Source organism: Aurantiacibacter gilvus (assembly GCF_038289935.1).
Classification (GTDB): domain Bacteria; phylum Pseudomonadota; class Alphaproteobacteria; order Sphingomonadales; family Sphingomonadaceae; genus Alteraurantiacibacter; species Alteraurantiacibacter gilvus.
In genome coordinates this window covers 1,555,023-1,581,035 of the sequence record NZ_JBBYHV010000001.1, presented here as the reverse complement: position 1 = coordinate 1,581,035, position 26,013 = coordinate 1,555,023, and the positions used below count along the sequence as shown (strand labels likewise).

The following is a 26,013-nucleotide window of genomic DNA, read 5'->3' as shown; positions in this document are numbered from 1 at the left end:
CCGTTGCTTTCGCTTTCACTTCGTGATGAAGTGCCTCTTGCATACGGTCGCCTGCATGGCGACCCCAAGGGGAACATCATGTACAAGTCTATTGCCGTCCTGCCGCTCGTTACGATTGCCTGGAGCGCGCCTGTCCTCGCGGGTGAGGAAGTTCTCTATGGCCCCGCACCGGAATGGGTCAGGGAGTCAGAACTCGATTCGCAGGACTTGGATGAAGGGCCGGCCACCTTGCTGTTCGACTGGCAATATCGGCTGGAAGGCGGCGTGGTCTATTCCTTCGCCGAAAGTGCCACGCGGCTCGACAACCCCCAGGCCGTGATGCAGGCGGGCACCGTGTCGCTCGAATGGCTGCCGGACAATGGTGATCTGACTGTCCACCGTGTCGAAATTCTGCGCGATGACGAAGTGGTCGACCTCTTGGCGGAAGGCGTCACCTTCGAGGTGATCCGCCGCGAACGCGCGTTGGAACAGCGCTGGCTCGATGGCGAACTGACCGCGACTCTCGCAGTTCCCGGCCTACGTGAGGACGATGTCCTGCGCGTGGCCTATACCGTGTCCAACGATGAAGAAGCACTGGGCGACGAGATGCAGGCGCTGCAGTTCCTGCCGAGTGAACCATGGCAGGTCGGCTCTGCCCGGGTGATTGCCAGCTGGCCAGTGGACGAAGAAATGTACTACGCCGCCGAGGAACGCGTAGACCTGCCCGCCTTGCAGCAGCGCAATGGGTATAATTTCCTGGAGCTGGACCTGCCCCTGGCGGAACGCGACCCGGTGCCGACGGACGCCCCTTCGCGCTTTCGTCGGCCTGACATCCTACGTATCGGCAGTTTTGCCGACTGGGACGAAGTCAGCCGCGTAATGGCGCCGCATTTCGAAGCGGCGGCTGTCCTGCCCGAAGGATCTCCCATTATCGCAGAGGCCGAGGCCATCATGGCGCGGACCGCCGATCCGCTCGAACGGGCGGCTCAGGCCACGCAATTGGTCCAGGACGAGGTCAGCTACCTGTTTGTCGGCCTCGATGGTGGCGGTTATATGCCGCAATCGGCAGAGGAAACGTGGGAAATCCGCTACGGTGACTGCAAGGCGAAGTCGGTGCTGCTGCTGTCGCTGCTACGGCACATGGGTATCGAATCGGAAGTGGTACTGGTGAACACCCAAGGGGGGGACGCAGTGCCGGAATTACTGCCGTTGCCTGCCTTCGATCACATGATCGTGCACGCCGTCATCGACGGCACAGACTACTGGCTTGATGGCACCAGTTCCGCCACCCGGCTGGCCACTATCAGTGATGTGCCGCCGTTCTTTTATGCCTTGCCGCTGCGCGAAGGCGGTTCCGGGCTGGTGGAGATGGCCCAGCGCGACCTTGCTGTGCCGCAACTGACGGTGGACATGACAATGGATCATTCGGCGGGCATCGATTTTCCCGCGCTGATGCAGATTGACCTGAGGTTTGTCGGCCCGGCTGCGGCGCAGTTGCAGGCCATGGTCGATGCGGCGAATCCGGATATGATCCGCCAGATGGCCGCCTCCATGGCCGGGCAGGGTTCCATGGACATTCGTATTTCGGACTTCTCCATCACCTATGACGAAGAGGACGCCGTCGGCACCATTTCCATGCAGGGCATCATCCCCTCTCAATTCGAATGGTCGAACGGCAGGCTGCGGGCCTCAGTTGAAGCAGGCGAAATCGGCGAGGTGTTCAATCCCAACCGGTCGCGCCCGTCGTGGCGAGAGATTCCCGTCGCCACCTTGGGGCCTGCCCGGCAGGCTTTCGGTGTGCGTATGGTCTTGCCACAATCGGGTGAGGGCTTCACGCTTGAAGGAGAGCGCAACGTCAATTCCGGTTTCGGCAATATCCGCCTGACACGGGAGGCCCGGCTGGAAGCAGGCGAACTGCATGCCATCGGCGAGACGTTTGCCCTGCTGGGCGAGATCAGCCCGGAAGCCCTGCCCCAGGCCCGCCGCGAAGCACGGCGACTCGCCAACAACACGCTGGAACTGGTACCGCCAGATTCGCTGGTGTGGCGTTGGGAACTGACCGATGAACAACGTGCAGAACGCGCCGCGCCACTGCTGGCGGCTTACGAGGATGTGCTAGAATTCGCGGACGAGGACAATCTCGGCCCCTTGATAGCGCGGGCGCAGTTCCTGTTGTCGATCTACGATTTTGAGGCTGCCCTGGCCGATTTCGACCGGCTGATCGATGAACGGCCCTCCGCATGGAGCTATTGGCAGCGAGCCACGATCCACAAGACGCTGGGCAATCGCACAGCCTCGCTGGCAGATCTGTGGTCAGCCTACGATCTCGAATACGAGAACGGAACCGCCCGCGAAGTTGCCCGTGAATTGGCCTATCAGGGCCAGGCCGATGAAGCGTTCGAACTGATGGAATCGCTGGCGATAGCTGACGACGAACGGGTGTGGCATTTCGACATGCTGGCGACAATTGCTGCCGCTGCCGGCGATCTGGAACAGGCGCAGGCCTATATGGCGCAAGGCGTTGCCGATGCTCCGCAAAGTCCCGAGGCGTTGAATGCGGATTGTTGGTTCCGCGGCTTGTGGAATACCCGGCTGGACGATGCGCTGGAAGTTTGCACCCGCTCGATCGAACGCGCCAGCAATGCCTCGGCTGCACTCGACAGTAGGGCGCTGATCCGCTTCCGGCAGGGGGACTATGCCGGCGCGGTGGCTGACTTGGACGAAGCCTTGGCGATTACTCCGGGCCTGGCCGAGTCGCATTATCTTCGCAGCATTGCGAAATTGCATCTGGGCCAGGAGGAGGAAGCGCAGGCAGACCGGACCATAGCCTTGCGGATGGCACCGCATCTGCAGGATTTCTACGCCTTCCACGGTATCCACGGGCCCGGCTGACGGCTTTACAGTCCCGCGAAAGAGCCCGGCCTAGAGCTTGCCTGCCTAGAGCAGGCCCTTCGCTCGCAGCGAGACGTGTCCTTCGCGCCCCACGATCACGTGGTCGTGGACCGTGATGCCGAGCAGGCGCCCCGCTTCGGCGATCCGCCGCGTGATGTCGATATCGGCGTGGCTGGGTTCGGGGCTACCGCTGGGGTGGTTGTGCACCAGGATCAGTGCCGAGGCGCCAAGGTCCAGACCCTGCTTGATCACTTCGCGCGGGTGGATCGCGGCCTCGTCGATCGTGCCGTCACCCACCAGGTGATCGCGAACAAGCCGGTTCTTGGTGTCGAGGTAGAGCACGCGCACGCGCTCGTGATGGAGGTGCGCCATGTCGATGGCGAGGTAGTCGAGCAGCGATTGCCAGCTGCCCAGCACGGGCTTGGCCTGCACTTCACTGCGCGCCATGCGCCGCGCGACGAGCGCGGCAATCTTGATCTGGCCGACGCAGGCATCCGATACGCCCTTCACTTGCTTCAGTGCGGAAGGATCGGCGTTGAGGACGCCTGCCAGGGTGCCGAAGCGCGCCAGTAGCGCCTTGGCCTGCGGCTTGGTGTCACCGCGGGCAAGAGCACCGAACAACAGGTATTCGAGCACTTCGTAGTCGGCCAGCGCCTCTGCGCCGCCACCCAGCAGCCGCTCGCGAAGGCGTGCGCGGTGGCCTGCCGACCCTTTGGCGGCCTCGCTCTTGTCCGGCTTGCTCGGCTCGCCGCGGATACCTTCGAATTCGCCTTGTGACATCAAACAGGTGCATTGCCTTTGTGCTCGCAGTCGCGCAAGTGTCGCGGTGCAATGGCGCAGCCAGCCGACGAGGACCTCTCTGCCCGCCCCAAGGGGCGCACGCGCCGCTTGCTGCGCAATGCCTTGCGCGTCGTCATCTTGATGTTGCTGGCGGCGCTGGCGCTTGCCTGGTTCCAGCGCGAGCGATTGGCAGACGACCTCATCACCAGCACGCTGGCAGATCTCGACGTGGCGGCGAGCTACGAGATCGAGAGTATCGGACCGCGCGAACAAGTCCTGACCAACGTGGTTGTCGGTGACCCGGACCGGCCCGACCTGACCATCGAGCGGGTGGAAGTCTCGATCACGCCCCGCTTTGGTGTCCCCGACGTTACCTCCGTGCGGCTGACCCAGCCGCGCCTGTTCGGCACCTGGCGCGATGGCGAACTCAGCTTCGGCGCGCTCGATCCGCTGATCTTCACCGAGGCGGAAGGCCCGTTCGAATTCCCTTCGATGGTCCTCACCATCGACGATGGCCGCGCCCTGTTGCAGACCGACCACGGTGACGTGGGGGCAAAGCTTTCGGGCGGCGGTCACCTGCGCGGTGGCTTTGCCGGGGAACTGGCCATGATCGCGCCGCGGCTGGAACTGGGGAACTGTGTCGGGGAGCAAGTCACGCTGTTTGGCGCCGTCTCCATCGATGCCGAGCGCCCCGAATTCCACGGCCCGTTGCGCTTCGCCTCGCTCGATTGCGCCAACGGCCTGTTCGTACGCGACGCCGGCGTGGCGCTGGACCTTCAGGCGGAGCGTAATCTCGTCGAGTACGAAGGCGATATCGACTTCGCTACCGAACGGGTGCTGTTCGCCGAGGTGCAGACCGCGCTGGCGGGCGAGGGACAGTTCACCTGGCACGACAACGAGTTCAACCTGCTGTTCGACGTGGCCGCCCGCGATGCCCAGACGCCCTATGCCATGCTCGGCGAGTTGGCCATCAATGGCCGCCTGCGCGCGCTGGAAGCCGGTGAACAGGTCGAGCTGGAAGGCGACCTCACCGGCGATGGACTGCTGTTGGGACCGGAAATCGATGCGCTGCTGGCCAGCGCCGAACTGGGCGGGGAGGGCACCCTGATCGAACCGCTGGTGGCCAAGTTGCGCCGGAACCTAGGGCCGCAGATGCGCGGCAGCACGCTGGAGGCTTCTTTCACCGCGCGGCAGCTGGGCGAGCGTTCCAGCCTGGTGATCCCGCAAGCCAGCCTGCGCGGCGGCAACGGGGCCACGCTGCTGTCGCTGTCTCGCGCGCAGCTGGTGATGGGCCAGGCCGGCCTTCCGCGCTTCTCGGGCAATTTCGTGACGGGCGGAGAAGGGTTGCCGCAGTTGAGCGGACGCATGGAGCAGGCCGACAACGGTGCGCTGCAGATGCGCCTCGCCATGCGCGAATATGCCGCGGGCGACGCGCGGCTGGCCCTGCCGGAGCTCGCTATCGTGCAAGGCAGCGGTGGACGGCTGGCGCTGGACGGGCGGGCAACAGCCAGCGGCCCGCTGCCGGGCGGCTCGGTAAGCGAGCTGCAACTGCCGATTGACGCCTCGATTGCCGCGGACGGCAGCCTCGCCATGTGGCGCGGATGCCGCGAGCTGCGATTCGATCGGCTGGCAGCGGCCAACCTCGCGCTGGGCCGCCAATCACTGACCCTCTGTCCGCGTGATGGCCAGCCGATCTTGCGTTACGACAGCGCCGGCCTGCGTTTTGCGGCAGCCACCGACGCGCTCAATCTGACGGGTGAACTGGCGGATACGCCGATCACGCTCGCGAGCGGGCCTGTCGGCATTGCCTATCCCGGTACCATGACCGTGCGTGATCTCGGCGTGACGCTGGGAGAGGGCGAGGGGGCGCAGCGCTTCGCCGTCCGCAATCTGCGCGCGGACCTTTCGGCCGATGCCGTGGGCGGAGATTTCGCCGGGGCTGACGTATTCCTTGCCGCCGTGCCGCTCGACCTGATGGATGCCGCCGGCAACTGGTCTTACGCCGACGATCGCCTGGTCATCGACAATGCCTCGTTCGACCTGGTCGATCGCCAGGCGGTGAACCGTTTCGAACCGCTGATCGCGCGCGGCGCTACCCTGGCGTTGGCGGACAGCATCGTGACCGCCAACGCGCTGTTACGGCATCCCTACAGCGACACGGTGCTGAGCCGGGTGGATATCGTCCATGACCTCACCAGCGGCATCGGTCATGCCGACCTTGCCGTCGACGGAATTAGCTTCGGCCCCGACCTGCAGCCTGCGCCGCCTGCCTCCCACTGCCTGCGCGGGGACCTGGCTGCCCGCGTGCCGCAAACGGGTCTCTCCTGCCTTGCACTGGGCGTGGCGAGCGATTTTTCGGGGACGATCACGGGGGGCGGGCGCATCGACTGGAATGCCGATGCCGTCACCAGCAGCGGCACATTCACCAGCGACGGGCTCGACCTCGCGGCGCCCTTCGGTCCGGTACAGGGCGCGCGCGGCACGATCCATTTCACCGACCTGCTGGGCCTTTCGACCGCGCCTGACCAGCGCCTCGACCTCGCTTCGATCAATCCGGGCGTCGAGGTGCAGAGCGGCGAGATCGGCCTGACTCTTACCGATGGCGAGACGCTGGAACTGACCGGCGGCCAATGGCCATTCATGGGCGGCACGCTGAGGATGGACCCGGTAGTGATGAATATCGGCGTGGCCGAAAGCCGCACCTATGTCTTGCACATCGAAGGGCTGGAGGCCGCGCGTTTCATCGAACACATGGAGATGGGCAATCTTGCCGCCACCGGCACTTTCGACGGCTCCATCCCCATTGTCTTCGACGCTGATGGCAACGGCCAGCTGGTCGGCGGCGAGCTGGTGTCGCGTCCGCCCGGCGGCAACGTCGCCTATGTTGGTGAACTGACCTACGAGGACATGGGTTTCTTCGCCAACTACGCCTTCCGTACCCTGCGTGACCTTCGCTACGACCGCATGGAAATCGTCATGAACGGCCCGCTGGCGGGCGAACTGGTGACGCAGGTGCGTTTCGAAGGCATCGGGCAGGGCGATACCGCCGAACGTAATTTCGTCAGCCGTGCCATCGGTGACTTGCCGATCGAGCTGCGGATCAACGTCCGCGCGCCGTTCTACCGCCTCCTGACATCGTTCCGCTCGCTCTACGACCCTTCCGCCGTGCGCGATCCGCGCAACCTCGGGCTGATGTCGAGTGAGGGCGGGCGACTGCGCGAAGCCATCGACCAGGACACGGTCGACGAGCAGGAAGCCGCTGCCGAAGCCGAAGCCGAGCGCCGCCTGCGCGAGGCTTTCGCCCCCGATGAACCCACCATTCAGCCACAGGAAAGCGAGCCTGAGCCATGATAGCCGCGAAATTGACGAATTGTGCCCGAGGTGCGCATAGTCCCGCCATGCAGCGGGGCAGGGGCATTTGGGGCGCAGTGACGCTGGTGGCGGGTCTGGTCCCGCTCGCCGGGTGCATCAATCTTGAAGCACCGGACGAGCCGATCGTGATCGAACTCAACATCAACGTCACGCAGGAAGTGATCTATCGTCTCGCCGACGATGCGCGCGAGAATATCGAGGAAAATGCCGACATCTTCTGATGCGGCTGCTGGAGTGAGCAAGATGATGAAGCGTAACACCCTGATGCTGGCTGCTGCGGCCCTGCTGTCGGTCGGACTGGTCGCCGCCCCCGCGCAGGCCCAGCGCGATCCGGCCTACCAGGCCGCGCGCGACAGCGGCCAGGTCGGCGAAAAGACCGACGGCTATCTCGGCATTGTCGGCAACGCGACGCCGGCGCTGCAGGCCATGGTGGACGATCTCAACAACCGCCGCCGCGCCAACTATGCCGAGCGCGCGCAGGCGAACGGTGTGACGCTGATCGACTATGCCACGGCGCAGGCCTGTATCCTCATCTCGCGCACCGTGCCGGGCGAGATGTACCAGGCCCCCGACGGTTCCTGGCAGCAGCGCGGCAATGGCCCGCCGATGCTGGACCCGCGTTGTCCCTGAGACGCAAATAGCCTAACGCGCCTGCCGAGACCCGGAAATTTTCCGCAGCAAGCAAAGGCGCTCCCATGAAATATGTCCTTCCCCTGGCGGCGCTTGCCGTCCTGACGGCCTGCAACCAGACCGAAGCCGAGCCGACGGCAGAGGAACTGGCTGTCTGCGAAGGGCTGGATGACGCGATCACCACCCTGCAGAAACGCCACTCGGCAGAACTCAACGAGGCCGTGCTGATGCGGCAGATGCAGGCGCAGGGCCAGCTGGACCCGGCGGCTGGCGATCCGGGCGACATGGCGCGCTTTTCCATGCTGCAATACGAAGCCCGCCTGAACAACGTGCTGGTGATGATGCAGGGCCACGGCTGCGACCTGCCGACCGAGCCGGTCGAGGGCGTTATCTACTCGCAAGCTGCAGGCCGCTGCCTGCAGGCGCGCGCCAGCGGCAGTGCCGAAGCCGCATCGCTCTGCGAGATGGAAGACTGGGAGCCGAATCCCGGCTCCGGCGGGGATAGCGAAGACAGCGACGACGGCGACGACAGTGAAACTGACGCCGACGCGGAGGAATAGGATCGAGCAGGCCTGTCCTCGAAATCCGGACTGGTTGCGTCGGCTTAACGGTCACACCTGCAAGGCAAGTGCCTTCTGCACCGGTAATAGACGCCCCGGCGTGTTGACTCGTCCCTTGGCCCTGCTAAGGGGGCGGCGCCCTCGGCGGGTCGCGCGTTGCGCGTGTCATTTCCCTGTCTTACAGGAGGCGGCATGAGCGACGAGAAACCCGGTCAGGAACCCATCGGTGAGGATGCGCGGATCGACGCGCTCGAAAAGCGGCTGAGAGCCGCACGCGAGCGAGAAGAACAGCGCAACCGGCCGCAGGTCAAAGGGTCCGATGCCAGCTACAAGGCGGGCAGTCGGGCGCTGGCGGACCTGCTTGGTGGGCTCCTTGGCGGAGTGGTTGTCGGTTGGACCATTGGCTGGTTCACCGGGACCAATCCCTGGGCCCTGCTTGCCGGCCTCCTTTTCGGGATCGTGGTCGCTTTCAGGAACATCATTCGGAATTCCAACCGACCACCCCAGTAGGGTGGCCGGTTTGTGTGCTAGAACAAGGGCTTAACAGACGTGGCAGGCGAAACGGCAAAAGTCGACCCGATGCACCAGTTCACTATCGAACCTCTGTTCGGTACGGAAACGCTGGACATCGCCGGTTACAACATTGCCTTCACCAATTCCGCACTGTGGATGCTGATCACGGCCGTCGTGCTGTGGGTGTTCATGCTGGGCGGTATGAAGCAGCAGCTGGTGCCCGGTCGCTGGCAGATGACCGTGGAAACCTTCACCGGCTTCATCGACGACATGCTGGAAGCCAACGTGGGCAAGGAAGGGCGCAAGTACGTGCCCTACATCTTCAGCCTGTTCATGTTCATCCTGTTCGCCAACCTGCTCGGCCTGATGCCGCTGGGCGTGTTCGGCCTGCACCCGTTCACCTTCACCAGCCACTTCACCGTCACCGGTGTGCTCGCGATCATGAGCTTTTCCATCGTCCTGATCGTTGGTTTCTGGAAGCACGGCCTGCATTTCTTCAGCCTGTTCGTGCCCAGCGGCACGCCGCTGGTCATGGCGATCTTCATCGCCCCGATAGAGCTCATCTCGTTCATGTTCCGCCCCTTCAGCCTCGGCCTGCGTCTGTTCGTCGCCATGATGGCCGGCCACGTGCTACTGGAAGTGCTGTCGAGCTTCGTGATCGACGGCGGCAATGCTGGCCTGGTCTGGACCGGTGTGGTCAGCATTCCCAGCTTTGCGCTCATGGTGGCGATCTGCGCGCTGGAAATCCTGGTCGCCGGCATCCAGGCATATGTTTTCGCACTGCTCTCGTCGCTGTACATCAACGACGCCGAGCACCTGCACTAGGTTCTCAATCCCGTTCTCTCTCAAACGAATTCACTTGAAAGGATAATCTCATGGATCTCGAAGCTGCAAAGATGGTCGGTGCCGGCCTCGCTGCAATCGGTGCCGGTATGGCCGCACTGGGTGTGGGTAACGTATTCGGCTCGTTCCTCGAAAGCGCCCTGCGCAACCCGGGTGCCGCAGACGGCCAGCAGGGTCGCCTGTTCATCGGCTTCGCCGCTGCCGAACTTCTCGGCCTGCTGGCGTTCGTCGTGGCCATGATCATCCTGTTCGTCTGATCCCGGACGAATGTGCCGGTCGGGCCAGTGGTCCGGCCGGGAAGATCCTGACCTCGAACTGACAGCTGGAATCCGTCCATGCCACAGATAGCCCAATTGCCCGAGATTTGGTCCAGCCAGCTGTTCTGGCTGCTGGTCATCTTCGGCCTCGTGTACTTCGTGATCGGCCGGGGCATGGTCCCCAAGGTCATGGATACCGTGGGCCTGCGCGACAAGCAGATCGCTGACGACCTGGCTGCTGCCCAGGCTGCCCGCGATGCTGCCGACGAGCAGGAAGAGGCATGGCGCAAGCGCGAGAATGCCAACCGTGAAGCGGCGCAGGCGCTGGTGAACGATGCCAAGGCCAAGGCTGGCAAGTCGACCGAGACGAAGCTGGCCAAGGTCCAGGCTGCCCTCGACGCGCAGCTGGAAGAGGCCGAGACGCGCATCGCCGCGTCGCGCGCCAAAGCCGCTGCGGAGATCGAAGGCGTGGCCGCCGAGGCCGCGCAGGACATCGCCAAGCGACTCGCCAATGTCAGCGTCACCAAGGCGGCCGCCAAGAGCGCCGTGAAGAAGGCAATGGCCAATGGCTGAAGCAGGTTCCGAAATGCCCGAAGTCTTCGCCACCACCGAGGCCCAGATCGAGGTTTCCGACGGTCACGGCGGCGGCACCCATGCCGAACCCGCACTGCTGGGCTTCGCGCCTTACCAGTGGGTTTCGATTGCCATGGCCGTGCTGCTGCTGGTCGCCTTCTTCGGCGCCAAGGTGCACAAGACCATCGGTGGCGGCCTCGACAACAAGATCAAGGCCATCCGCGACAACCTCGACGAGGCGAAGCAGCTGCGTGCCGAAGCCGAGGCCCTGCGCGAGGAATACGCCGCCAAGATCGCCGGCGCCGAAGCTGACGCCGAGGCCATGCTCGAAAATGCCAAGCGCGAAGCGGACGGCATTGTCGCCAAGGCCAAGGAAGATACCAAGGCCATGGTCGCGCGCCGCGAACGCATGGCGCAGGACAAGATCGCTGCTGCCGAGCGTCAGGCCATTGCCGAGCTCAAGGCGACTGCCGCCGACGCTTCGACGGCTGCCGCTGCCGCGCTGATCGCTGCCAACCATGATGCCGCTGCCGACCGGGCGCTGGCGGACGAGATGATCTCCAACATCTGATCCTGCGCCTGGCGCCGGAACATCAGGCCCTCGCTTCGGCGGGGGCTTTTTGTTTGCGTGCTGCAGACATGCGCCGGGCCGTTCGCGGTGGCCGGTTGCGGGGGTTTACGCGCGGAAAGATCGGCCCTGCTGACCGTTGGTTCAGCAGATGAAGGAGATTTCGACATGACCACCACCGCTATCGCCATCAATTGCTCGCTCAAGTCGAGCGACGGGGAAGCCAGCTCGACCGATGCCATGATTTCCGTGCTCGCGGAGGCATTTGGCGAGCACGGGGTCGAGCTGTCGGAGACGCTGCGCATGGCCGACTACGACATCAAGCCGGGCGTGACGTCCGACGAGGGCGAGGGCGACGATTGGCCCGCGCTGCGCGAGAAGATCCTGGCACACGACATCCTCGTCTTCGGCGGCCCGATCTGGATGGGCCAGATCAGCTCCATCGCCAAGCGTGTGCTCGAGCGCATGGACGCCTTCCTCGGTGAAACCGACGAGCGCGGCCGCATGCCCAGCGCCGGCAAGGTGGCTGTGGCAGCCATCGTCGGCAACGAGGATGGTGCGCACTGGTCCACGGCACAGCTGTTCCAGTCGCTCAACGACACCGGCTGGACCGTCCCCGCCAATGCCGCGTGCTACTGGGTTGGCGAAGCCATGGGCGCAACCGACTTCAAGGACCTCGACGAGGTGCCCGACAAGGTAACGATGGTCGCTGGCATGGCCGCCAGCAATGCGGTTCACCTGGCACGGCTGCTGAAGGACAGCAGCTATCCCGGCGTCGGCAGCTAGGTGGCGGCCAGGCGGCTTTGTGCTTCACAAGCCACAACCCGGCAGACTAGGATAGGCGGCAAAGGACAGGACCAGGGGAACAGTGATGCATGTTGCGGTATTGGGAGCGAGCGGCAAGGGCGGCTCGGAAATCGTCAAGGAACTGGTCGCACGCGGCCATACGGTGCTGGGCATTGCCCGCAAACCCGAAGCCATCCCGGCGCTGGACGGTGTCACCGCCAAGGCTGGCGACGTCCACGATACGGACGCGATTGCCGGTCTCATCAAGGGCGTCGACGCTGTCATCAGCGCCGTGCATTTCGACCTGACTTGTGACGAGCTGCTCAGCACGGTGAAGCAAGCCGGTGTCGAGCGGCTGCTGGTGATGGGCGGCGCTGCCAGTCTCAAGAATGCCGACGGCGTCAAGCTCTACGACACGCCCGGCTTCCCCGAGGAGATCAAGCCCTTCGTGAAGCCCGCCATCACCTTCCTCGAGGAACTGCGGCAGGAGAAGGACGTCGACTGGACCTTCTTCTCGCCCGCCATGGTGATCTTCGTAGGCGAACGTCTCGGCCCCGACAGCTTCCGCCTGGGCGGGGACGAGCTGGTGGTGGATGCCGAGGGCAATTCCAGGATCAGCTATGCCGACTATGCCATCGCCATGGTCGACGAGCTGGAGCAGCACAAGCACAGCCGCTCGCGGTTCACTGCGGCCTATTAAGGCGCGGGCGGCGAAGAAGTCTGCCGCTTCGGAACCTTTGCTCCCCTGACAGCCTGTATAGGTGGACCCTACCACCCTTACCGGAGAACATTCATGTCCATTGCCAAGGTTACCGAAGTCATTTCCTCCTCCACTGTCGGGATCGAGGATGCCGTAAAGCAGGGCGTTACCCGAGCGTCGAAGACTGTCAGCGGCATTTCAGGTGTCTGGGTCAGCGACATCAAGTGCACGGTGAATGACAACGCCATCACCGAATGGCGTTGCACGCTGAAGATCACCTTCGTCCTCAACGACTAAGGCGCGCGTCCGCGCCTAGAAACTGTCCTTCGCTACCCGTAGCGCGGCGAAGGTCTCGTGCGGCGCGTCGCCGCCCCAGCGGGCCTGCATGTCGGGATCGTCGGCGCGCAGGAACGGGTTGGTCTCCAGTTCGCGCGCCAGCGGGAAGGGGACTGTCGGCTTTTTCGCTGCGCGCTTGGCGTCGATCTCGCGGGCGTATTCCATCAGCGCATCGTTGCCGGGATCGGCATGGAGCGCGAAGGCTGCGTTGGCCTTGGTATATTCGTGCGCGCAGTAGAGCGTGGTCTCAGCCGGCAGGCACTTGAGGCGCGAGAGGCTGTCCCAGAACTGCGGCGGCGTGCCTTCGAACATGCGTCCGCAGCCGAGCGCGAACAAGCTGTCTCCCACGAACGCGAGAGTGCTGTCCGGCAGGTGATAGGCGATATGCCCCATGGTGTGGCCGCCGACGTCGATGACCTGCGCAGTGTGGCTGCCCAGTTGCACCGTGTCGTCGTGGGCCAGAACATGGTCGAGCGGGAAATGCCCGCCGACTTCGGCAGGGCCGTGGATGGTGCAGCCGGTAGCCTCCTTGATCGCCGCGTTCCCCCCGGCGTGGTCCGGGTGCCAGTGGGTGTTCCAGATCTGCGTGATCGTCCAGCCCTTGGCCTTGGCCTGCGCGAGGTATTCCTCGGCATCAGGGGTGTCGATGCAGGTGGTCTCGCCGCTGGCGGGATCGTGCAGCAGGTAGCCGTAGTTGTCGGAGAGGCAGGGGAACTGGTGGACTTCTAGCATGGCTGTCAGCCTACTCTTCCGGACAGGCATAGAAAAGGCCCGCTTGCCGGTGTGGCAAGCGGGCCTTTTCCTTTTTCGTCACCCCGGACCTGATCCGGGGTCTCGATCATGTTCGCGAGCGGTCCCGGATCAAGTCCGGGACGACGGTCGCTTACTCGCCCTTCTTCAGGGCTTCGCCCAGGATGTCGCCCAGCGAGGCACCCGAGTCGGCCGAACCGTACTGTTCGACAGCCTGCTTCTCTTCGGCGATCTGGTACGCCTTGATCGAGAAGTTGGGCTTCTTCGAACGGTCGAAGCCGGTGACCATGGCGTCCACCTTCTGGCCGGTCTGGAAGCGATCGGGACGCTGTTCGTCACGGTCGCGGCCCAGGTCCGAACGCTTGATGAAGCCGGTCGCGCCGTCGTCGCCAACCTGCACTTCGAGGCCGCCATCGCGGACTTCGAGGACGGTGACGGTGACGACTTCGCCGCGACGCAGTGTGCCTGCAGCAGCAGCACCGGCTTCGGTCGGAGCGCCCTTTTCGAGCTGCTTCATACCCAGCGAGATGCGTTCCTTGTCGACGTCGACGTCGAGAACCACCGCGTTGACCTCTTCACCCTTGCGGTGCAGCGCCAGCGCGTCTTCACCCGAGATGCCCCAGGCGATGTCCGACATGTGAACCATGCCGTCCACGTCGCCCGGCAGGCCGATGAACAGGCCGAACTCGGTAGCGTTCTTGACTTCGCCGGAAACGGTCGCGCCAACCGGGTGGGCTTCGGCGAACTCTTCCCACGGGTTGCGCTGGGCCTGCTTGAGGCCGAGCGAGATCCGGCGCTTGTCGGAATCGACTTCCAGCACCATGACTTCGACTTCCTGCGAGGTCGAAACGATCTTGCCGGGGTGGACGTTCTTCTTGGTCCAGGACATTTCCGAAACGTGGACCAGGCCTTCGATGCCCGGCTCCAGCTCCACGAAGGCACCGTATTCGGTGATGTTGGTGACCTGGCCGGTGACCTTGGCACCAACCGGGTACTTGGCGCCGACGCCTTCCCACGGATCGCTTTCCAGCTGCTTCATGCCCAGCGAGATGCGCTGCGTATCGGCATTGATGCGGATGATCTGGACGGTCACGGTCTGGCCGATCTCGATCACTTCGCTGGGGTGGTTGACGCGCTTGTAGCTCATGTCGGTGACATGCAGCAGGCCGTCGATGCCGCCGAGGTCGACGAAGGCACCGTAGTCGGTGATGTTCTTCACGACGCCGTCGGTGACCTGGCCTTCAGCCAGACCTTCGATCAGTTCGCTGCGCTGTTCGGCACGGGTTTCCTCGAGGACGGCACGACGCGAAACGACGATGTTGCCGCGACGACGGTCCATCTTCAGGATCTGGAACGGCTGCGGCACGTCCATCAGCGGGGTGACATCGCGCACGGGGCGGATGTCGACCTGCGAACCGGGCAGGAAGGCCACGGCGCCGTCGAGGTCGACGGTGAAGCCGCCCTTGACGCGGCCGAAGATGCGGCCTTCGACGCGCTTGCCTTCGCCGAACTCGCTTTCCAGCTTGTCCCAGGCGGCTTCGCGGCGGGCGCGGTCGCGCGACAGCATGGCTTCGCCGTCAGCGTTCTCGACGCGGTCGACGAAGACTTCGACGTCGCTGCCGACTTCGAGGCCGTGGTCGTCTTCGCCACGGGAAAATTCTTTCAGGGAGACGCGGCCTTCGCTCTTCAGGCCTACGTCGATAACGGCCATGCCGTTTTCGATGGCGGTAACGGTGCCGTGCACCACGCGGCCTTCAAAGCCGCCTTCGGCGCCGCCGAGTTGTTCATCTAGGAGGGCCGCAAAATCGTCGCGGCTGGGATTGGCAGAAGTCGCCATAGGGTTGATATTCCTTCACATTTGCTACCGGCCACGGGTTTTACCCGGGTCTTGGGCCCGCCTTCCGCACCATTGCGGAGCTAACGGGGCAAGAGGGCCGTATCCGTGCGAGGCCGAATGCCGCCGCCCGGGTCCTATCCATCAAATGACGCAAGAGAACGGGCGCGCGCCTAGGCGAAAGCGGCGCGAATGGCAAGCAAAATGCCGGATTGGAGGCTTTATGCTTTGATTAATTCTGCGCTGCTAGGTCGGCGCACAAATGTTCGGGCGTTGCAGGGGTTTACGACGTCCAGAGCGGGGGAATACCAGTGGGTGAGGTAGAAGCTATCAGCCGTTTCGACGACGACAAGAAGGGTGGCAACATCCTTCAGCCGGGAGTGTTCAGCCACTTCGCCGATCCGGCGACAGAGGCCCGCTATATCGAGGCTTCGCGTGCGCTGCGAACGCCCTTCGTGCGGCTTTATTGCATCATCTTCCTTGCCGTGGCGCTGGCCTATTCGCTCACCAATTCGGTGCTGGTGCAGCCGGGGCAGGGGCCGGAGCTGCCCATGCTCGTCGGCTTGTCTGTGGTTGTTGCGGGCCTCTACATCGCGGCCACCTGGTGGGAGGAATACTTCCGCAAGCCGATGGTCGACTTTGCCGCACTCATGCTGCTGTCGCTGCTGGTGACCCATTTCAACACCCTGCTGTCCGACCAGTTGATGTCGATGAACCAGTATTCGCACGCGGTTTTCGTCATCAACCGCCTGCTGCTGACCGCCTTCGCCGCCGTGGTGCTGGCGGGCAGCCCGCGGCTGTTCATGGCATGGATGTTCGTCGACATGGTCGGCTGGCTGTCGCAGTTGCTGCCCAATATCGACAATGTCGCGGCAACCTCCTACGCGGTGCTGAGCTATGTCAGCGGCATGGCGATCATGCTGGCGATCAACCTCGCCATCGGCCGCACCAGCCGCGCTGCCTTTGCCCTGGCGGAAGGTTTCGACCACGAACGCCGGAAGAACGAGGCGCTGGTGCTCAACATGCTGCCGCGCGCGGCGGTGGAGCGGATCCGCTCGGGCAACCTCGTGGCCGATTCCTATGCCGACGTCAGCGTGATCTTCATCGACCTGGTCGGTTTTTCCTCGCTCGCCCGACGCGTGTCGCCGGGCCAGCTGGTGGAACTGCTCAACGCCTTCTTTCGCATCGCCGACGAATGCGCCGAGAAGGCCGGGGTGGAGAAGGTGAAGACCGTGGGTGACTGCTACCTCGCGCTGGCGGGCGGCAATATCCCCACCAAGAACAGCGCCGACGCGGCGATCAACTTTGCCCGCGAGGTGATCTCGCGGATCGCGGAACTGCGCGAGGAATGCGGCGTCGACGCCGTCAGCCTGCGCGCCGGCGTGCACAGCGGACCGGTGGTGGGCGGCGTGATCGGCCAGACGCGCATGGCTTACGATTACTGGGGCGACACGGTGAACGTGGCAGCCCGGCTCGAAGCCCTCGCACCCAAGAACGGCCTGGTGGTGTCCGAAGCGACCTACCTGCGCACCCGCCTGAAGGACGGCTTCGGCAAGCCCGAGGAAGCCACGCTGAAGGGCGTTGGTGACACGATGGTCTACTCCATCGAGGTCGAGGCCCGCGCGGTGGAAGGCGAAGCCGACGAGGAAGCAGCCACCGCCGCCTGAGGTGGGGGCGCCAGCGCCGCTTTCTGCCTGCGCGAATAAGGTGTAGGGTCTTGCTCATGACCCTCGTGCGCGCCCTTGCTGCCTACCGCGAATACCACCGCGATCACCGCAACGTGCTGACCCATGCCTTGGGCATCCCCCTGATCGTGCTGGCGATCGAGGTGCTGCTGTCGCGCCCGGCACTGCCCATCGCGGCAATCGGGGCCGGCATGGCGCTGACGCCGGCCATCGTGGCCTCTGCGCTGGCAGCGGTCTGGTACCTGCGGCTCGACCTCAAGACGGGGCTGCTGATGACGCTGGTGCTGGCGCTGTTCCTCGGCGTCGGCTCGCAGATTGCGTCCATCTCGACCGCGGCGTGGCTGGGCGGCGGTGTGGGCCTGTTCGTGGTCGGCTGGGCCCTCCAGTTCCTTGGCCACCACTACGAAGGCCGCAAGCCTGCCTTCGTCGACGACCTGCGCAGCTTCCTCGTCGGGCCGCTGTTCATGGTGGTGGAGGGGCTGTTTGCACTTGGATTGATGCAGGACCTCAAGCGACAGGTCGAAGCCGACTAGTCAGGGACAGGAGGCCGTGCCGGTCGCCTGCACTACCACGGTGATGGCCAGCGCGATGGCGTCCTCTTTCGACAGCTCCGTCGTATCCAGCACGAAGGCATCGCTGGCTATTGCGAGCGGCGCGTCCTTGCGGCCCTTGTCGCGTTCGTCGCGGCGTTCAAGCTGGTCGACGATGTCCTTCAGCGACACCTTGCGGCCGCTGTCCTGCATTTCGAGATAGCGCCGCTCTGCCCGCGCTGCCGTGGTCGCGGTGACGTAAAGCTTCACCTCTGCCTCCGGCGCGATGACCGTGCCGATATCGCGCCCGTCGAGCACCGCACCGCCCGGTTGGGTGGCGAACTTGCGCTGCCGCTCGAACAGGGCTTGCCGCACGGCGGGATGCACCGAGACGCGGCTGGCAAGGCCGCCCGTTGTCTCGCTGCGCAGTTCGGGATTGTCGAGCAGGCCGTCCGGGAAATCGGCAGCGGCGAGCGCATCGCCCGGATCGTCCGGATCTCCGCCGTTCGCCGCCACCTGCCAGCCTACCGCGCGGTAGAGCAGGCCGGTGTCGAGGTGTGGCAGGCCGAAATGCTTCGCCAATGCCTTGGCGATCGTGCCCTTGCCCGAGGCGGTGGGTCCGTCGACGGCGATGATCATTCGGTGTCCTCGGCATCCTTGCGGGCAAGCCATGCCCGCAGCAGGGCTTCGGCTTCGGCAGGGCGTTCCGAAATGAAGGAATGGCTGCCGCCCGGCACCACGGCCAGTTCCGATCCCGGCGTCAGGCGTACGAAGTCGAGCACCTGGTCCAGCTGCGCCTCGTCGTGCTGGCCGACCATGAACAGCACCCGGCTACCGTCGACGCGCGAGAGCAGCGGGGTGCCGTCGTAACCCACCAGCGAGCCCGAGGCGCGGAACTCGCTCGGCCCCCACATGGCGTTGTAGAGCACGCGGTTGAAGCCGCTGCCGCTGAAGCGTTCGCGATAGGCCAGCTGTTCCGGCGAGGCCGCAGGACGGTCCGGCCTGCCGTTGTAGGCCGCATAGAAGGCGTTGGTGGCACGGCTGCAGGTGAACTCGTCGGGCGGGGTGTCTCCCTCGCAGGCAAGGATATCGGCTGCCACATCGTCCGGCAGTTCGCGGATCAGCAGGTTGGTGCCCATGATCCAGTGCGGGGTGGAGATATAGGTGCCGCCGAGTACGGCGGAGGCGGTGTGCTGCGGGTAGGCAGCGGCATATTCCAGCGCCAGCGCCGCGCCCCATGAGTGGCCGACAAGGTGCCAGCGCTCCACGCCCAGCTCCTGCCGGATGGCTTCGAGTTCGCCGACGAAACGCTCGACGCGCCAGTTGGCGGGGTCGCTTGGGTGGGCGGACATGCCCGAATCCAGTTGGTCGTAAAGGATCACGGCGCGCTCGTCGGCGATCGACAACATGTTGCCGAAGCCGACATGCGTGCCGCCCGGTCCGCCGTGGATGAAAATGGCGGGTTCGGCATCGGCATCGAGGTCGCCGTTCACGCGCACCCACACGTGTCCGCCCTCGACTTCCACCATCAGCGCGCGATCGGGCTCGGACCAGTCGGCGGGCGAGGAGGGCAGGGGCGGCAGGTCCTGGGCGGCCACAGGCACCGCAAGGGCCAGCGCGGCGGCCAAGGTTGCGATAAGTCTCATGCCTGCTTCTCTCTGCTGCGCCATGCTTTCGCGAGGCCCCAGATTGCAATCGCTGCCCAGAACCCTTCCAGCACCAGGCTGGGGACATTCGTGTGCACCAGCAGCGACACCGTCAACAAGGCCGCGCCCGTCAGGTTGGTGCCGTGCAGGATGAACGGGTTCGGCTTGTCCGCAGCGGTCAGGTAGAAATAGGCGCCGATGATGCAGGCCGTCCCGACGAAGCCGACGTAGCTGTAGATGTCGAGCGGAGCGTCCATGCCTAGTTGTACGTGGCGTAGACGCTGATGCCTGCGTCACCGAAAGCGATCACCTGGTAGGGTTGGACGCGGTCGCCCATTTCCATGCCGGGAGAGCCGACGGGCATGCCCGGCACGGCCAGTCCGCGTACGCCTTCGGGGCGTTCGGCCAGCAGGCGCTCTATATCGGCGGCGGGCACGTGGCCTTCGATCACGAAGCCATCGACCACCAGCGTGTGGCACGAACGCAGGTCCTGCGGCACGCCGTGCTCGTCCTTGACCGCGGCCATGTCGGCGCTCTGGACCACCTCGACCTCGGTTGCCATGCCCTCGCGGACATGATCGGCCCAGTGATCGCAGCACCCGCAGTTGGGGTCCTTGAACATGGTGTAGGTGGCAGCCTGCGCCACGCTGGAGCAGGCGGCCAGCGCGAGCAGGGCGGGAGCAAGGAAGTGGCGACGGAAGGTCATGCGATTTCTCCGGTGTCTGGTGGCTGGATGTTACGCGCTGCGCGCGCTGGCAAGCAAGGCCTCGAAGGTCGGGAAGCTGGTGGCAATGGGCGCGGTGTCGTCCACCGCGATGCCATAGCGGCTGGCGACGCCGGCTACGGCCATGGCCATGGCAATGCGGTGGTCGAGGTGGGTGGTCACCTCTGCGTCTTCGGGCGTTCCGGGAAGCGGGTCGCCGGCACTGCCCTCGATCACGAGGCCGTCCTCGCGTTCCTCCACCTTGGCACCGGCCAGCGTCAGCGCATTGGCCATGGCGGTGAGACGGTCCGATTCCTTGACGCGCAGTTCGTCGAGGCCGCTGGTGGTCGTGGTACCCTGCGCCAGCGCGGCGGCCACGAACAGCACCGGGAACTCGTCGACCATGGCGGGCACCACGGCGGGATCGACTTCGATGCCGGTCAGCACCGAGTGCCGGACCCGCAGGTCCGCCACCGGCTCGCCGCCGACTTCGCGCCGGTCGAGTTCCTCGATCCGGCCGCCCATGTCGCGCAGCACGTCGAACAGCGCGGCGCGGGTAGGGTTGAGCCCGACGTTCTCGATCACGAGGTCGCTGCCCGGCACCAGCAGGGCGGCAACGACGAAAAAGGCGGCGGAAGAGGGATCGCCGGGAACGACAATGTCCTGCGGCGTGAGGTCCGCCTCACCGTGCATCCGGATTACGCGCGCGCCATCCTCTTCCCCCACTTCCAGCTGCGCACCAAAACCACGCAGCATGCGTTCGGAGTGGTCGCGCGTCGGCACGGGCTCGATCACCGTGGTCACGCCGGCAGTGTTGAGGCCCGCCAGCAGCACGGCGCTCTTTACCTGTGCACTGGCGACGGGCAGGCGGTAGGTAATCGGCACGGCGGGCGAGATCCCCCGCAGCATCAGCGGCAGGGTGCCGCCGGGCGAGGCTTCGAAAGTTGCGCCCATCTGGCTGAGCGGGTCGATCACGCGGCCCATCGGGCGCTTCGACAGGCTGGCATCGCCGGTGAACATGGCGGTGATCGGGTGGCTGGCAACGACGCCCATCAGCAGCCGCGTGCTGGTGCCCGAATTGCCCATGTCGAGCGCCTGTTGCGGCTGCAGCAGCGAACCGACGCCCACGCCGTGTACGCTCCACACGCCGTCATCGCCGCGTTCCACGCTGGCGCCCATGGCGCGCATGGCGGCGGCCGTGGCCAGCACGTCCTCGCCTTCCAGCAGGCCCGTCACCCGCGTCTCGCCTGCCGCCAGCGCGCCCAGCATGATCGAGCGGTGGCTGATCGACTTGTCGCCCGGCACGCGCACGCGGCCGGTCAGGGCGGAGCCGCTGGTGAATCGCTTTGGAGAGGGCGGGTTGGAATGGCTCAAGGCACTACCTATCTGGTCTCGGGTCGGCGAGGTGCTTTGACAGTGCGATAGGCCTATGGCAAGGCGCGCCCGCTCGTGATTCTACATTGCGAAAAATGATTTCCCGGCAAGCCTGATACTGGGCCGGTCGGACGAGACTAAGGACAGTTACATGGTCAAGGCTGAATGGGGCACCAAGCGCACCTGCCCCAAGTGCGGTGAACGTTTCTACGACCTGGGTAAGGAAGACCCGGTCACCTGCATCGAATGCGGCAACGAATGGACGCCCGAGCCGGTGCTCAAGTCCAAGCAGCCGATTCCGTTCGAGGAAGAGAAGAAGAAGGACGAGAAGGAAACCGATTCGGACCTGGCCGATGACGATCTGGAAGACATCGACGACGACGACGATTCGCCCGACAACGATGTCGACCTCGGCGGCGACGACGATCTCGGCGTGCAGACCGCCGATGATGACAAGGAAGACGATAATTAAGGGTTGCGTCAGGAGCGAGCCGCTAATAAAGGGCTCGCTCCGCGCTGCAATGGTAGCCGGAACCCGCACCTGATAAGGTGCACCACATGAATGGCTCGGGGCCTTAGCTCAGCTGGGAGAGCGCAACACTGGCAGTGTTGAGGTCAGCGGTTCGATCCCGCTAGGCTCCACCATTCACGACGATTGATGGGTATATTGCCCACGCTGGCCGACGAGTTCTCGTCCGCCGGCGTTTTTCGCGTTTGGCTCCTGTCGGACGCAAGTTTGGAGTTGAAGTAGCGCATGTTCGATACGCTGTCCGATCGCTTGAACAATGTCTTCGACCGCCTGCGCGGTCGCGGGGCATTGAACGAGCAGGACGTGCGCGATGCCATGCGCGAAGTGCGTGTCGCCCTGCTCGAAGCCGACGTTGCCCTGCCGGTTGCCCGCGATTTCATCGCCAGGGTCACCGAGCGCGCCGTCGGCCAGGAAGTGCTCAAGTCGGTCACCCCCGGCCAGCAGGTCATCAAGATCGTCAACGACGAACTGGTTACCATGCTCGGCGGCGAGGATGCCTCCGGCGAAGCGACCCCGCTCAACCTCGACGTCAAGCCGCCCGCCGTGGTGATGATGGTCGGCCTGCAGGGTTCGGGCAAGACCACCAGCACCGCCAAGATCGCCAAGCTGCTCAAGGACAAGAACGGCAAGAAGGCCCTGATGGCCTCGCTCGACGTCAACCGTCCGGCAGCACAGGAACAGCTGGCTATCCTTGGCGAACAGGCCGGTGTCGCCACCTTGCCGATCATCCAGGGCCAGCAGCCGGTCGATATTGCCAGGCGCGCGCTCGAATCGGCCAGGCTGCAGAACGTCGACGTCCTGCTGCTCGATACCGCGGGCCGCCTGCACGTCGACGAAGCCCTGATGGCCGAGATGAAGGCCGTGGCTGCCGTCTCCGAACCGGCTGAAGTGCTGTTGGTGGTCGACAGCCTGACCGGCCAGGACGCCGTCAACGTCGCCCAGAGCTTCACCGAGGAAGTGCCGCTGACCGGCGTCGTGCTGACCCGTATGGACGGCGACGCGCGCGGTGGTGCGGCGCTGTCGATGCGTGCCGTCACCGGCAAGCCGATCAAGTTCGCCGGTACCGGCGAAAAGCTCGACGCGATCGAACGCTTCCACCCGGCCCGCGTGGCCGATCGCATCCTCGGCATGGGCGATGTCGTGTCGCTGGTCGAAAAGGCGGCGGAATCGATCAAGGCCGAAGAGGCCGAGGAACTCGCCCAGCGCATGATGGCGGGCAAGTTCGACATGAACGACCTGCGCAAGCAGCTGCAGCAGATGCAGAACATGGGCGGGCTGGGCATGCTGGCAGGCATGATGCCGGGCATGAAGAAGGCCAAGCAGGCGATGGCCCAGTCGGGCATGGACGACAAGGTTCTGGTTCACATGGATGCCATCATCAGCTCCATGACCAGGAAGGAGCGCGCGCATCCGCAGCTGCTCAACGCCAAGCGCAAGAAGCGCGTGGCTGCCGGCAGCGGGACCTCGGTGCAGGAGGTCAACAAGATCCTCAAGATGCACCAGGAAATGGGCCGCGCGATGAAGCAGATCAAGAGGATGGGCGGGCTCAAGGGCCTGGCTGCCATGTTCGGTGGCGGCATGGGCGGAGCAGGTGGTGCCCCCACCGGCGCGCCGGGTCTTCCCGGCGGCATGCCCGGCGGCTCCATGCCGGGACTGCCGGGTGGTCAGCTGCCCGCTGACATGCAAGATTTTCTCAAGAAAAAGTAATCGAATTCAACAGTTTGGACTGGAAAGGTAAGTAAACATGGCAATTGCACTCCGTCTCGCCCGTGGTGGCGCGAAGAAGCGCCCCTACTATCGTATCGTGGCGGCCGACAGCCGTCGTGCCCGTGACGGCAAGTACCTGGAGCAGCTGGGTACCTACAACCCGATGTTGCCGAAGGATTCGGAAGAGCGCGTGAAGCTCGACGAAGACCGCGTCCGCTACTGGCTGGGCGTCGGCGCCAAGCCGTCGGACCGCGTGCACCGTTTCCTCGATGCCGCCGGCATCCTCGAGCGTGCTCCGAAGAACAACCCGCAGAAGGCCGAGCCGGGCGAAGCCGCCAAGGAACGCGCCGAGGAAAAGGCCGCCAAGGCTGCCGAAGCCGAGGAAGCTGCCAAGGCTGCTGCCGAAGCTCCTGCCGAAGAAGCAGCGGCTGAAGAAGCTGTGACCGAAGAAGCGCCGGCTGAAGAAGCTGCCGCAGAAGAGGCTCCGGCTGCTGCAGAAGCTGCCGCAGAAGAGGCTCCGGCTGAAGAAGCTCCGGCTGCTGAAGAAGCTCCCGCCGAGGAAGCCGCGGCAGAAGAGAAGTCGGAAGGCTGATCTTGGCTGGCACCGCGCCCGTCACCCTTGCGGCCATCATTGGCGCGCACGGCGTGACGGGCGAGGTCCGCCTGAAACTGTTCGGCGAGGGCGTGGAATCGCTGAAGGCGCACAAGGCCTTCAACGACGGTTCGCTGACGCTGAAGAAGGTTCGCGACGACAACAAGGGCGGGGCCATCGCGCGCTTCGCCGAAGTCATGGACCGCACCGCCGCCGAGAAACTGCGCGGCACCACGCTCACCGTCCCGCGCGAGGCGCTGCCGCCGCTGGGCGAGGGTGAGTACTACCACATCGACCTGATCGGCCTTGCCGCCATCTCCGCCAGCGGCACCGCGCTGGGCGAGGTCGTCGCCGTGCACGATTTCGGCGCCGGCGACGTGATCGAGATCTGCAAGCCGGACGGCAAGACCTTCATGGTCCCCATGCGCAAAGAGGCCGTTCCCGGCTGGGATACGGTGACACTTACGATAATCGACGATTTTGCCGACGGTTAGATATTGCGGTAGCAAATGAGACGTAAGTCGCTTCGCTGAGGTAATGGCCTTGTCAGGATTCCTGTTCGTCCTGCTGTTTTTGCTCGCTCTGTTTTGCGTGGGCGGTGCGCCGTACGTTCTCGGTGGCATTCTCGCAGGTAGCTACCGTTCAATGCCAAAGTGGTGCGGAGCCCTCGTTTCAGCTCTGACGGCACTGCTCCCTTTCGTGGCTTTGACTGTCTACACGAGCGTAACTAACCCTGATGCATTCTACGATCGCGGCAAATTGGACGTTCTGCCAATCCTGACGATATTTGCGGCGAGTCCTTACCTGATGGCTTTGCCAATTGGCTGGATCGGCTTCCATCGGCGGCGGAGGGCGGATGAAGAAGACGAGATGATCCGCGGCGCTTGAGTCAGGCGTTATATGCGGCTAATACACCTATCGGGACGCTATCGAAGGATCGCTAACGATGTGGATGCTTTATGTGCTGGCCGGGCTCCTGGTGCTGGCGGCAATGTCGGCAGGACTCGCGCTGGGCCTGCACCTGCTGGCCCCCGGGAAGAGCGAGGCGCGGCGGATCATGCTGGCTGCCGGCATCACGACCGTCCTGCCCATGTCCATCGCCTTTGGCGGCTTCCTGTCGGAGGCTGACGTGGCCGACAGCGACTTCATGATCAGCCTTGCCGCCCTGTCGGTGACCACGCTGGCGGTCTTCTCCGTCTGCTGCCTGCCTGCCGCCTGGTTCGCCACCACCCGGCTGGGTCGGTCGGACGAGGCGCCCCCCGCTATCGAGACCGTCGAACCCGAGCTGATCGAGGGCTAGGCGCGCGTGCGGGGTCCGTCCGATCCCCTGTGGGAGCGTCTGCGCGCCTACGAGGTCGGTCCGCCCGATGCCGATTTCTCCTTCGTCCAGCGCCTCGCGCGCGAAAACCGCTGGCCGGAAAGCTACGCTGCCGAGGTCATGGACGAATACCGCAAGTTCGCCTGGCTGGCGGTGCGGGCAGGGCACGAGGTCACTCCGTCCGACCAGGTCGACCAGGCCTGGCACCTCCACCTCACCTACAGCCGCGATTACTGGCAGCGTTTTTGCCCTGACGTGCTCGGCTGCGACCTGCACCATGGCCCCACGGCTGGCGGGCCGGTGGAACGGCAACGCTACTACGACCAGTACGCCGAAACGCTCAAAAGCTACGAAGAGGCCTTTGGCGAGGCACCGCCGCCCGCGATCTGGTCGCCTGCGGCAGAGCGGTTCGGCGAACAGCCGCTGGCCTTCCGCGTGCGCCCGTCCGAAGTTATTGTTATGAAAGGACTGCCTGCGAGGATTGTCGTGATAGTCTCGGCGGTAGCATTGTTGGCGGCCGGATTCGCAATCGGCACCATGGTGGGAGGGTAGGACG

At 64.6% G+C, this 26,013-nt stretch carries 29 protein-coding genes, 1 tRNA gene and 1 pseudogene; 23 read left to right on the top strand and 8 right to left on the bottom strand.

What is annotated here, in order from left to right; all coding sequences use genetic code 11:
• Positions 1-78 precede the first annotated feature (78 nt).
• On the top strand, positions 79-2,871 hold the full coding sequence (locus AAEO60_RS07800) for a DUF3857 domain-containing protein (RefSeq protein ID WP_341673088.1): 2,793 nt from the start codon (positions 79-81) through the stop codon (positions 2,869-2,871).
• Positions 2,872-2,916: 45 nt separating this feature from the next.
• Here AAEO60_RS07800 and radC read toward each other — a convergent pair whose 3' ends face one another.
• On the bottom strand, positions 2,917-3,651 hold the full coding sequence (gene radC / locus AAEO60_RS07795; protein ID WP_341673087.1) for a RadC family protein: 735 nt from the start codon (positions 3,649-3,651) through the stop codon (positions 2,917-2,919).
• 51 nt (positions 3,652-3,702) lie between these two features.
• On the opposite strand from radC, the gene AAEO60_RS07790 reads away from it, so the two are divergent.
• From AAEO60_RS07790 to AAEO60_RS07735, 12 genes are all read left to right on the top strand, one after another.
• Positions 3,703-7,002 (top strand): intermembrane phospholipid transport protein YdbH family protein, encoded by a 3,300-nt coding sequence (locus AAEO60_RS07790; RefSeq protein WP_341673086.1) that lies wholly within the window; start codon positions 3,703-3,705, stop codon positions 7,000-7,002.
• Between the two features lie 47 nt (positions 7,003-7,049).
• Positions 7,050-7,244, top strand: coding sequence for a YnbE family lipoprotein (locus AAEO60_RS07785; protein ID WP_341673085.1), 195 nt, complete (start codon positions 7,050-7,052; stop codon positions 7,242-7,244).
• A 22-nt stretch (positions 7,245-7,266) separates the two neighbouring features.
• Positions 7,267-7,653 carry a YdbL family probable chaperone protein gene (locus tag AAEO60_RS07780; protein WP_341673084.1) on the top strand — a complete coding sequence of 129 codons (387 nt, stop codon included), beginning with the start codon at positions 7,267-7,269 and terminating at the stop codon, positions 7,651-7,653.
• Positions 7,654-7,718: 65 nt separating this feature from the next.
• A complete protein-coding gene (locus AAEO60_RS07775; RefSeq protein ID WP_341673083.1) occupies positions 7,719-8,213 on the top strand; it encodes a hypothetical protein in 495 nt (164 codons plus the stop codon).
• Positions 8,214-8,405: 192 nt separating this feature from the next.
• Positions 8,406-8,723 (top strand): AtpZ/AtpI family protein, encoded by a 318-nt coding sequence (locus AAEO60_RS07770; protein ID WP_341673082.1) that lies wholly within the window; start codon positions 8,406-8,408, stop codon positions 8,721-8,723.
• Between the two features lie 39 nt (positions 8,724-8,762).
• The gene (locus AAEO60_RS07765; RefSeq protein WP_341673081.1) at positions 8,763-9,551 is read left to right on the top strand and encodes a F0F1 ATP synthase subunit A; all 789 of its coding nucleotides are present in this window, start codon (positions 8,763-8,765) and stop codon (positions 9,549-9,551) included.
• 50 nt (positions 9,552-9,601) lie between these two features.
• Entirely contained in the window at positions 9,602-9,826 is a 225-nt protein-coding gene (locus AAEO60_RS07760) for a F0F1 ATP synthase subunit C (RefSeq protein WP_048885460.1), read from the top strand.
• Positions 9,827-9,904: 78 nt separating this feature from the next.
• Positions 9,905-10,399 carry a F0F1 ATP synthase subunit B family protein gene (locus AAEO60_RS07755; protein WP_341673080.1) on the top strand — a complete coding sequence of 165 codons (495 nt, stop codon included), beginning with the start codon at positions 9,905-9,907 and terminating at the stop codon, positions 10,397-10,399.
• Positions 10,392-10,970: a F0F1 ATP synthase subunit B family protein gene (locus AAEO60_RS07750; RefSeq protein WP_341673079.1), complete on the top strand. Its 579-nt coding sequence runs from the start codon at positions 10,392-10,394 to the stop codon at positions 10,968-10,970. Before AAEO60_RS07755 ends, AAEO60_RS07750 begins: the two co-directional genes overlap by 8 nt.
• 165 nt (positions 10,971-11,135) lie before the next feature.
• On the top strand, positions 11,136-11,753 hold the full coding sequence (locus AAEO60_RS07745) for a flavodoxin family protein (protein WP_341673078.1): 618 nt from the start codon (positions 11,136-11,138) through the stop codon (positions 11,751-11,753).
• A gap of 85 nt (positions 11,754-11,838) precedes the next feature.
• Positions 11,839-12,453, top strand: coding sequence for an NAD(P)-dependent oxidoreductase (locus AAEO60_RS07740; protein ID WP_341673077.1), 615 nt, complete (start codon positions 11,839-11,841; stop codon positions 12,451-12,453).
• A gap of 93 nt (positions 12,454-12,546) precedes the next feature.
• On the top strand, positions 12,547-12,750 hold the full coding sequence (locus AAEO60_RS07735; RefSeq protein WP_341673076.1) for a dodecin family protein: 204 nt from the start codon (positions 12,547-12,549) through the stop codon (positions 12,748-12,750).
• 15 nt (positions 12,751-12,765) lie between these two features.
• On the opposite strand, the gene gloB is transcribed toward AAEO60_RS07735, so the two are convergent.
• Both gloB and rpsA read right to left on the bottom strand, forming a co-directional pair.
• Complete coding sequence (gloB, locus tag AAEO60_RS07730) at positions 12,766-13,521, bottom strand: hydroxyacylglutathione hydrolase (RefSeq protein ID WP_341673075.1); 756 nt, start codon at positions 13,519-13,521, stop codon at positions 12,766-12,768.
• A gap of 151 nt (positions 13,522-13,672) precedes the next feature.
• Positions 13,673-15,376 carry a 30S ribosomal protein S1 gene (gene rpsA / locus AAEO60_RS07725; RefSeq protein ID WP_341673074.1) on the bottom strand — a complete coding sequence of 568 codons (1,704 nt, stop codon included), beginning with the start codon at positions 15,374-15,376 and terminating at the stop codon, positions 13,673-13,675.
• A gap of 308 nt (positions 15,377-15,684) precedes the next feature.
• On the opposite strand from rpsA, the gene AAEO60_RS07720 reads away from it, so the two are divergent.
• A complete protein-coding gene (locus tag AAEO60_RS07720) occupies positions 15,685-17,040 on the top strand; it encodes an adenylate/guanylate cyclase domain-containing protein (RefSeq protein WP_341673073.1) in 1,356 nt (451 codons plus the stop codon).
• 56 nt (positions 17,041-17,096) lie between these two features.
• Positions 17,097-17,591 (top strand): Mpo1 family 2-hydroxy fatty acid dioxygenase, encoded by a 495-nt coding sequence (locus AAEO60_RS07715; protein ID WP_341673072.1) that lies wholly within the window; start codon positions 17,097-17,099, stop codon positions 17,589-17,591.
• Here AAEO60_RS07715 and AAEO60_RS07710 read toward each other — a convergent pair whose 3' ends face one another.
• The 5 genes from AAEO60_RS07710 to aroA are packed head-to-tail and all read right to left on the bottom strand — an operon-like array spanning position 17,592 to position 21,311.
• Positions 17,592-18,227: a (d)CMP kinase gene (locus tag AAEO60_RS07710; RefSeq protein WP_341673071.1), complete on the bottom strand. Its 636-nt coding sequence runs from the start codon at positions 18,225-18,227 to the stop codon at positions 17,592-17,594.
• The gene (locus AAEO60_RS07705) at positions 18,224-19,234 is read right to left on the bottom strand and encodes a proline iminopeptidase-family hydrolase (protein ID WP_341673070.1); all 1,011 of its coding nucleotides are present in this window, start codon (positions 19,232-19,234) and stop codon (positions 18,224-18,226) included. Before AAEO60_RS07705 ends, AAEO60_RS07710 begins: the two co-directional genes overlap by 4 nt.
• Positions 19,231-19,491: a CBU_0592 family membrane protein gene (locus AAEO60_RS07700; protein ID WP_341673069.1), complete on the bottom strand. Its 261-nt coding sequence runs from the start codon at positions 19,489-19,491 to the stop codon at positions 19,231-19,233. The genes AAEO60_RS07705 and AAEO60_RS07700 overlap by 4 nt, the downstream gene beginning before the upstream one ends.
• A 2-nt stretch (positions 19,492-19,493) precedes the next feature.
• Entirely contained in the window at positions 19,494-19,940 is a 447-nt protein-coding gene (locus AAEO60_RS07695; RefSeq protein WP_341673068.1) for a DUF411 domain-containing protein, read from the bottom strand.
• 30 nt (positions 19,941-19,970) lie between these two features.
• Positions 19,971-21,311: a 3-phosphoshikimate 1-carboxyvinyltransferase gene (gene aroA / locus AAEO60_RS07690; protein ID WP_341673067.1), complete on the bottom strand. Its 1,341-nt coding sequence runs from the start codon at positions 21,309-21,311 to the stop codon at positions 19,971-19,973.
• 151 nt (positions 21,312-21,462) lie between these two features.
• Between aroA and AAEO60_RS07685 the strand changes: the two genes are divergently transcribed.
• The 8 genes and pseudogenes from AAEO60_RS07685 (at position 21,463) to AAEO60_RS07650 (ending at position 26,009) form a co-directional block, all read left to right on the top strand.
• A complete protein-coding gene (locus AAEO60_RS07685; protein WP_341673066.1) occupies positions 21,463-21,783 on the top strand; it encodes a TIGR02300 family protein in 321 nt (106 codons plus the stop codon).
• Between the two features lie 97 nt (positions 21,784-21,880).
• Positions 21,881-21,956 (top strand) — tRNA-Ala (locus AAEO60_RS07680).
• Between the two features lie 109 nt (positions 21,957-22,065).
• A complete protein-coding gene (gene ffh, locus AAEO60_RS07675; protein WP_341673065.1) occupies positions 22,066-23,547 on the top strand; it encodes a signal recognition particle protein in 1,482 nt (493 codons plus the stop codon).
• A gap of 37 nt (positions 23,548-23,584) precedes the next feature.
• Positions 23,585-24,040, top strand: a pseudogene (gene rpsP, locus AAEO60_RS07670) (30S ribosomal protein S16); the annotation flags it as partial.
• Between the two features lie 101 nt (positions 24,041-24,141).
• Positions 24,142-24,633 (top strand): ribosome maturation factor RimM, encoded by a 492-nt coding sequence (gene rimM, locus AAEO60_RS07665; RefSeq protein WP_341673063.1) that lies wholly within the window; start codon positions 24,142-24,144, stop codon positions 24,631-24,633.
• Positions 24,634-24,682: 49 nt separating this feature from the next.
• Positions 24,683-25,027, top strand: coding sequence for a hypothetical protein (locus tag AAEO60_RS07660; RefSeq protein WP_341673062.1), 345 nt, complete (start codon positions 24,683-24,685; stop codon positions 25,025-25,027).
• A gap of 58 nt (positions 25,028-25,085) precedes the next feature.
• Positions 25,086-25,439: a hypothetical protein gene (locus tag AAEO60_RS07655; protein WP_341673061.1), complete on the top strand. Its 354-nt coding sequence runs from the start codon at positions 25,086-25,088 to the stop codon at positions 25,437-25,439.
• Positions 25,440-25,445: 6 nt separating this feature from the next.
• On the top strand, positions 25,446-26,009 hold the full coding sequence (locus tag AAEO60_RS07650; RefSeq protein WP_341673060.1) for a glycine-rich domain-containing protein: 564 nt from the start codon (positions 25,446-25,448) through the stop codon (positions 26,007-26,009).
• Positions 26,010-26,013: the final 4 nt, after the last annotated feature.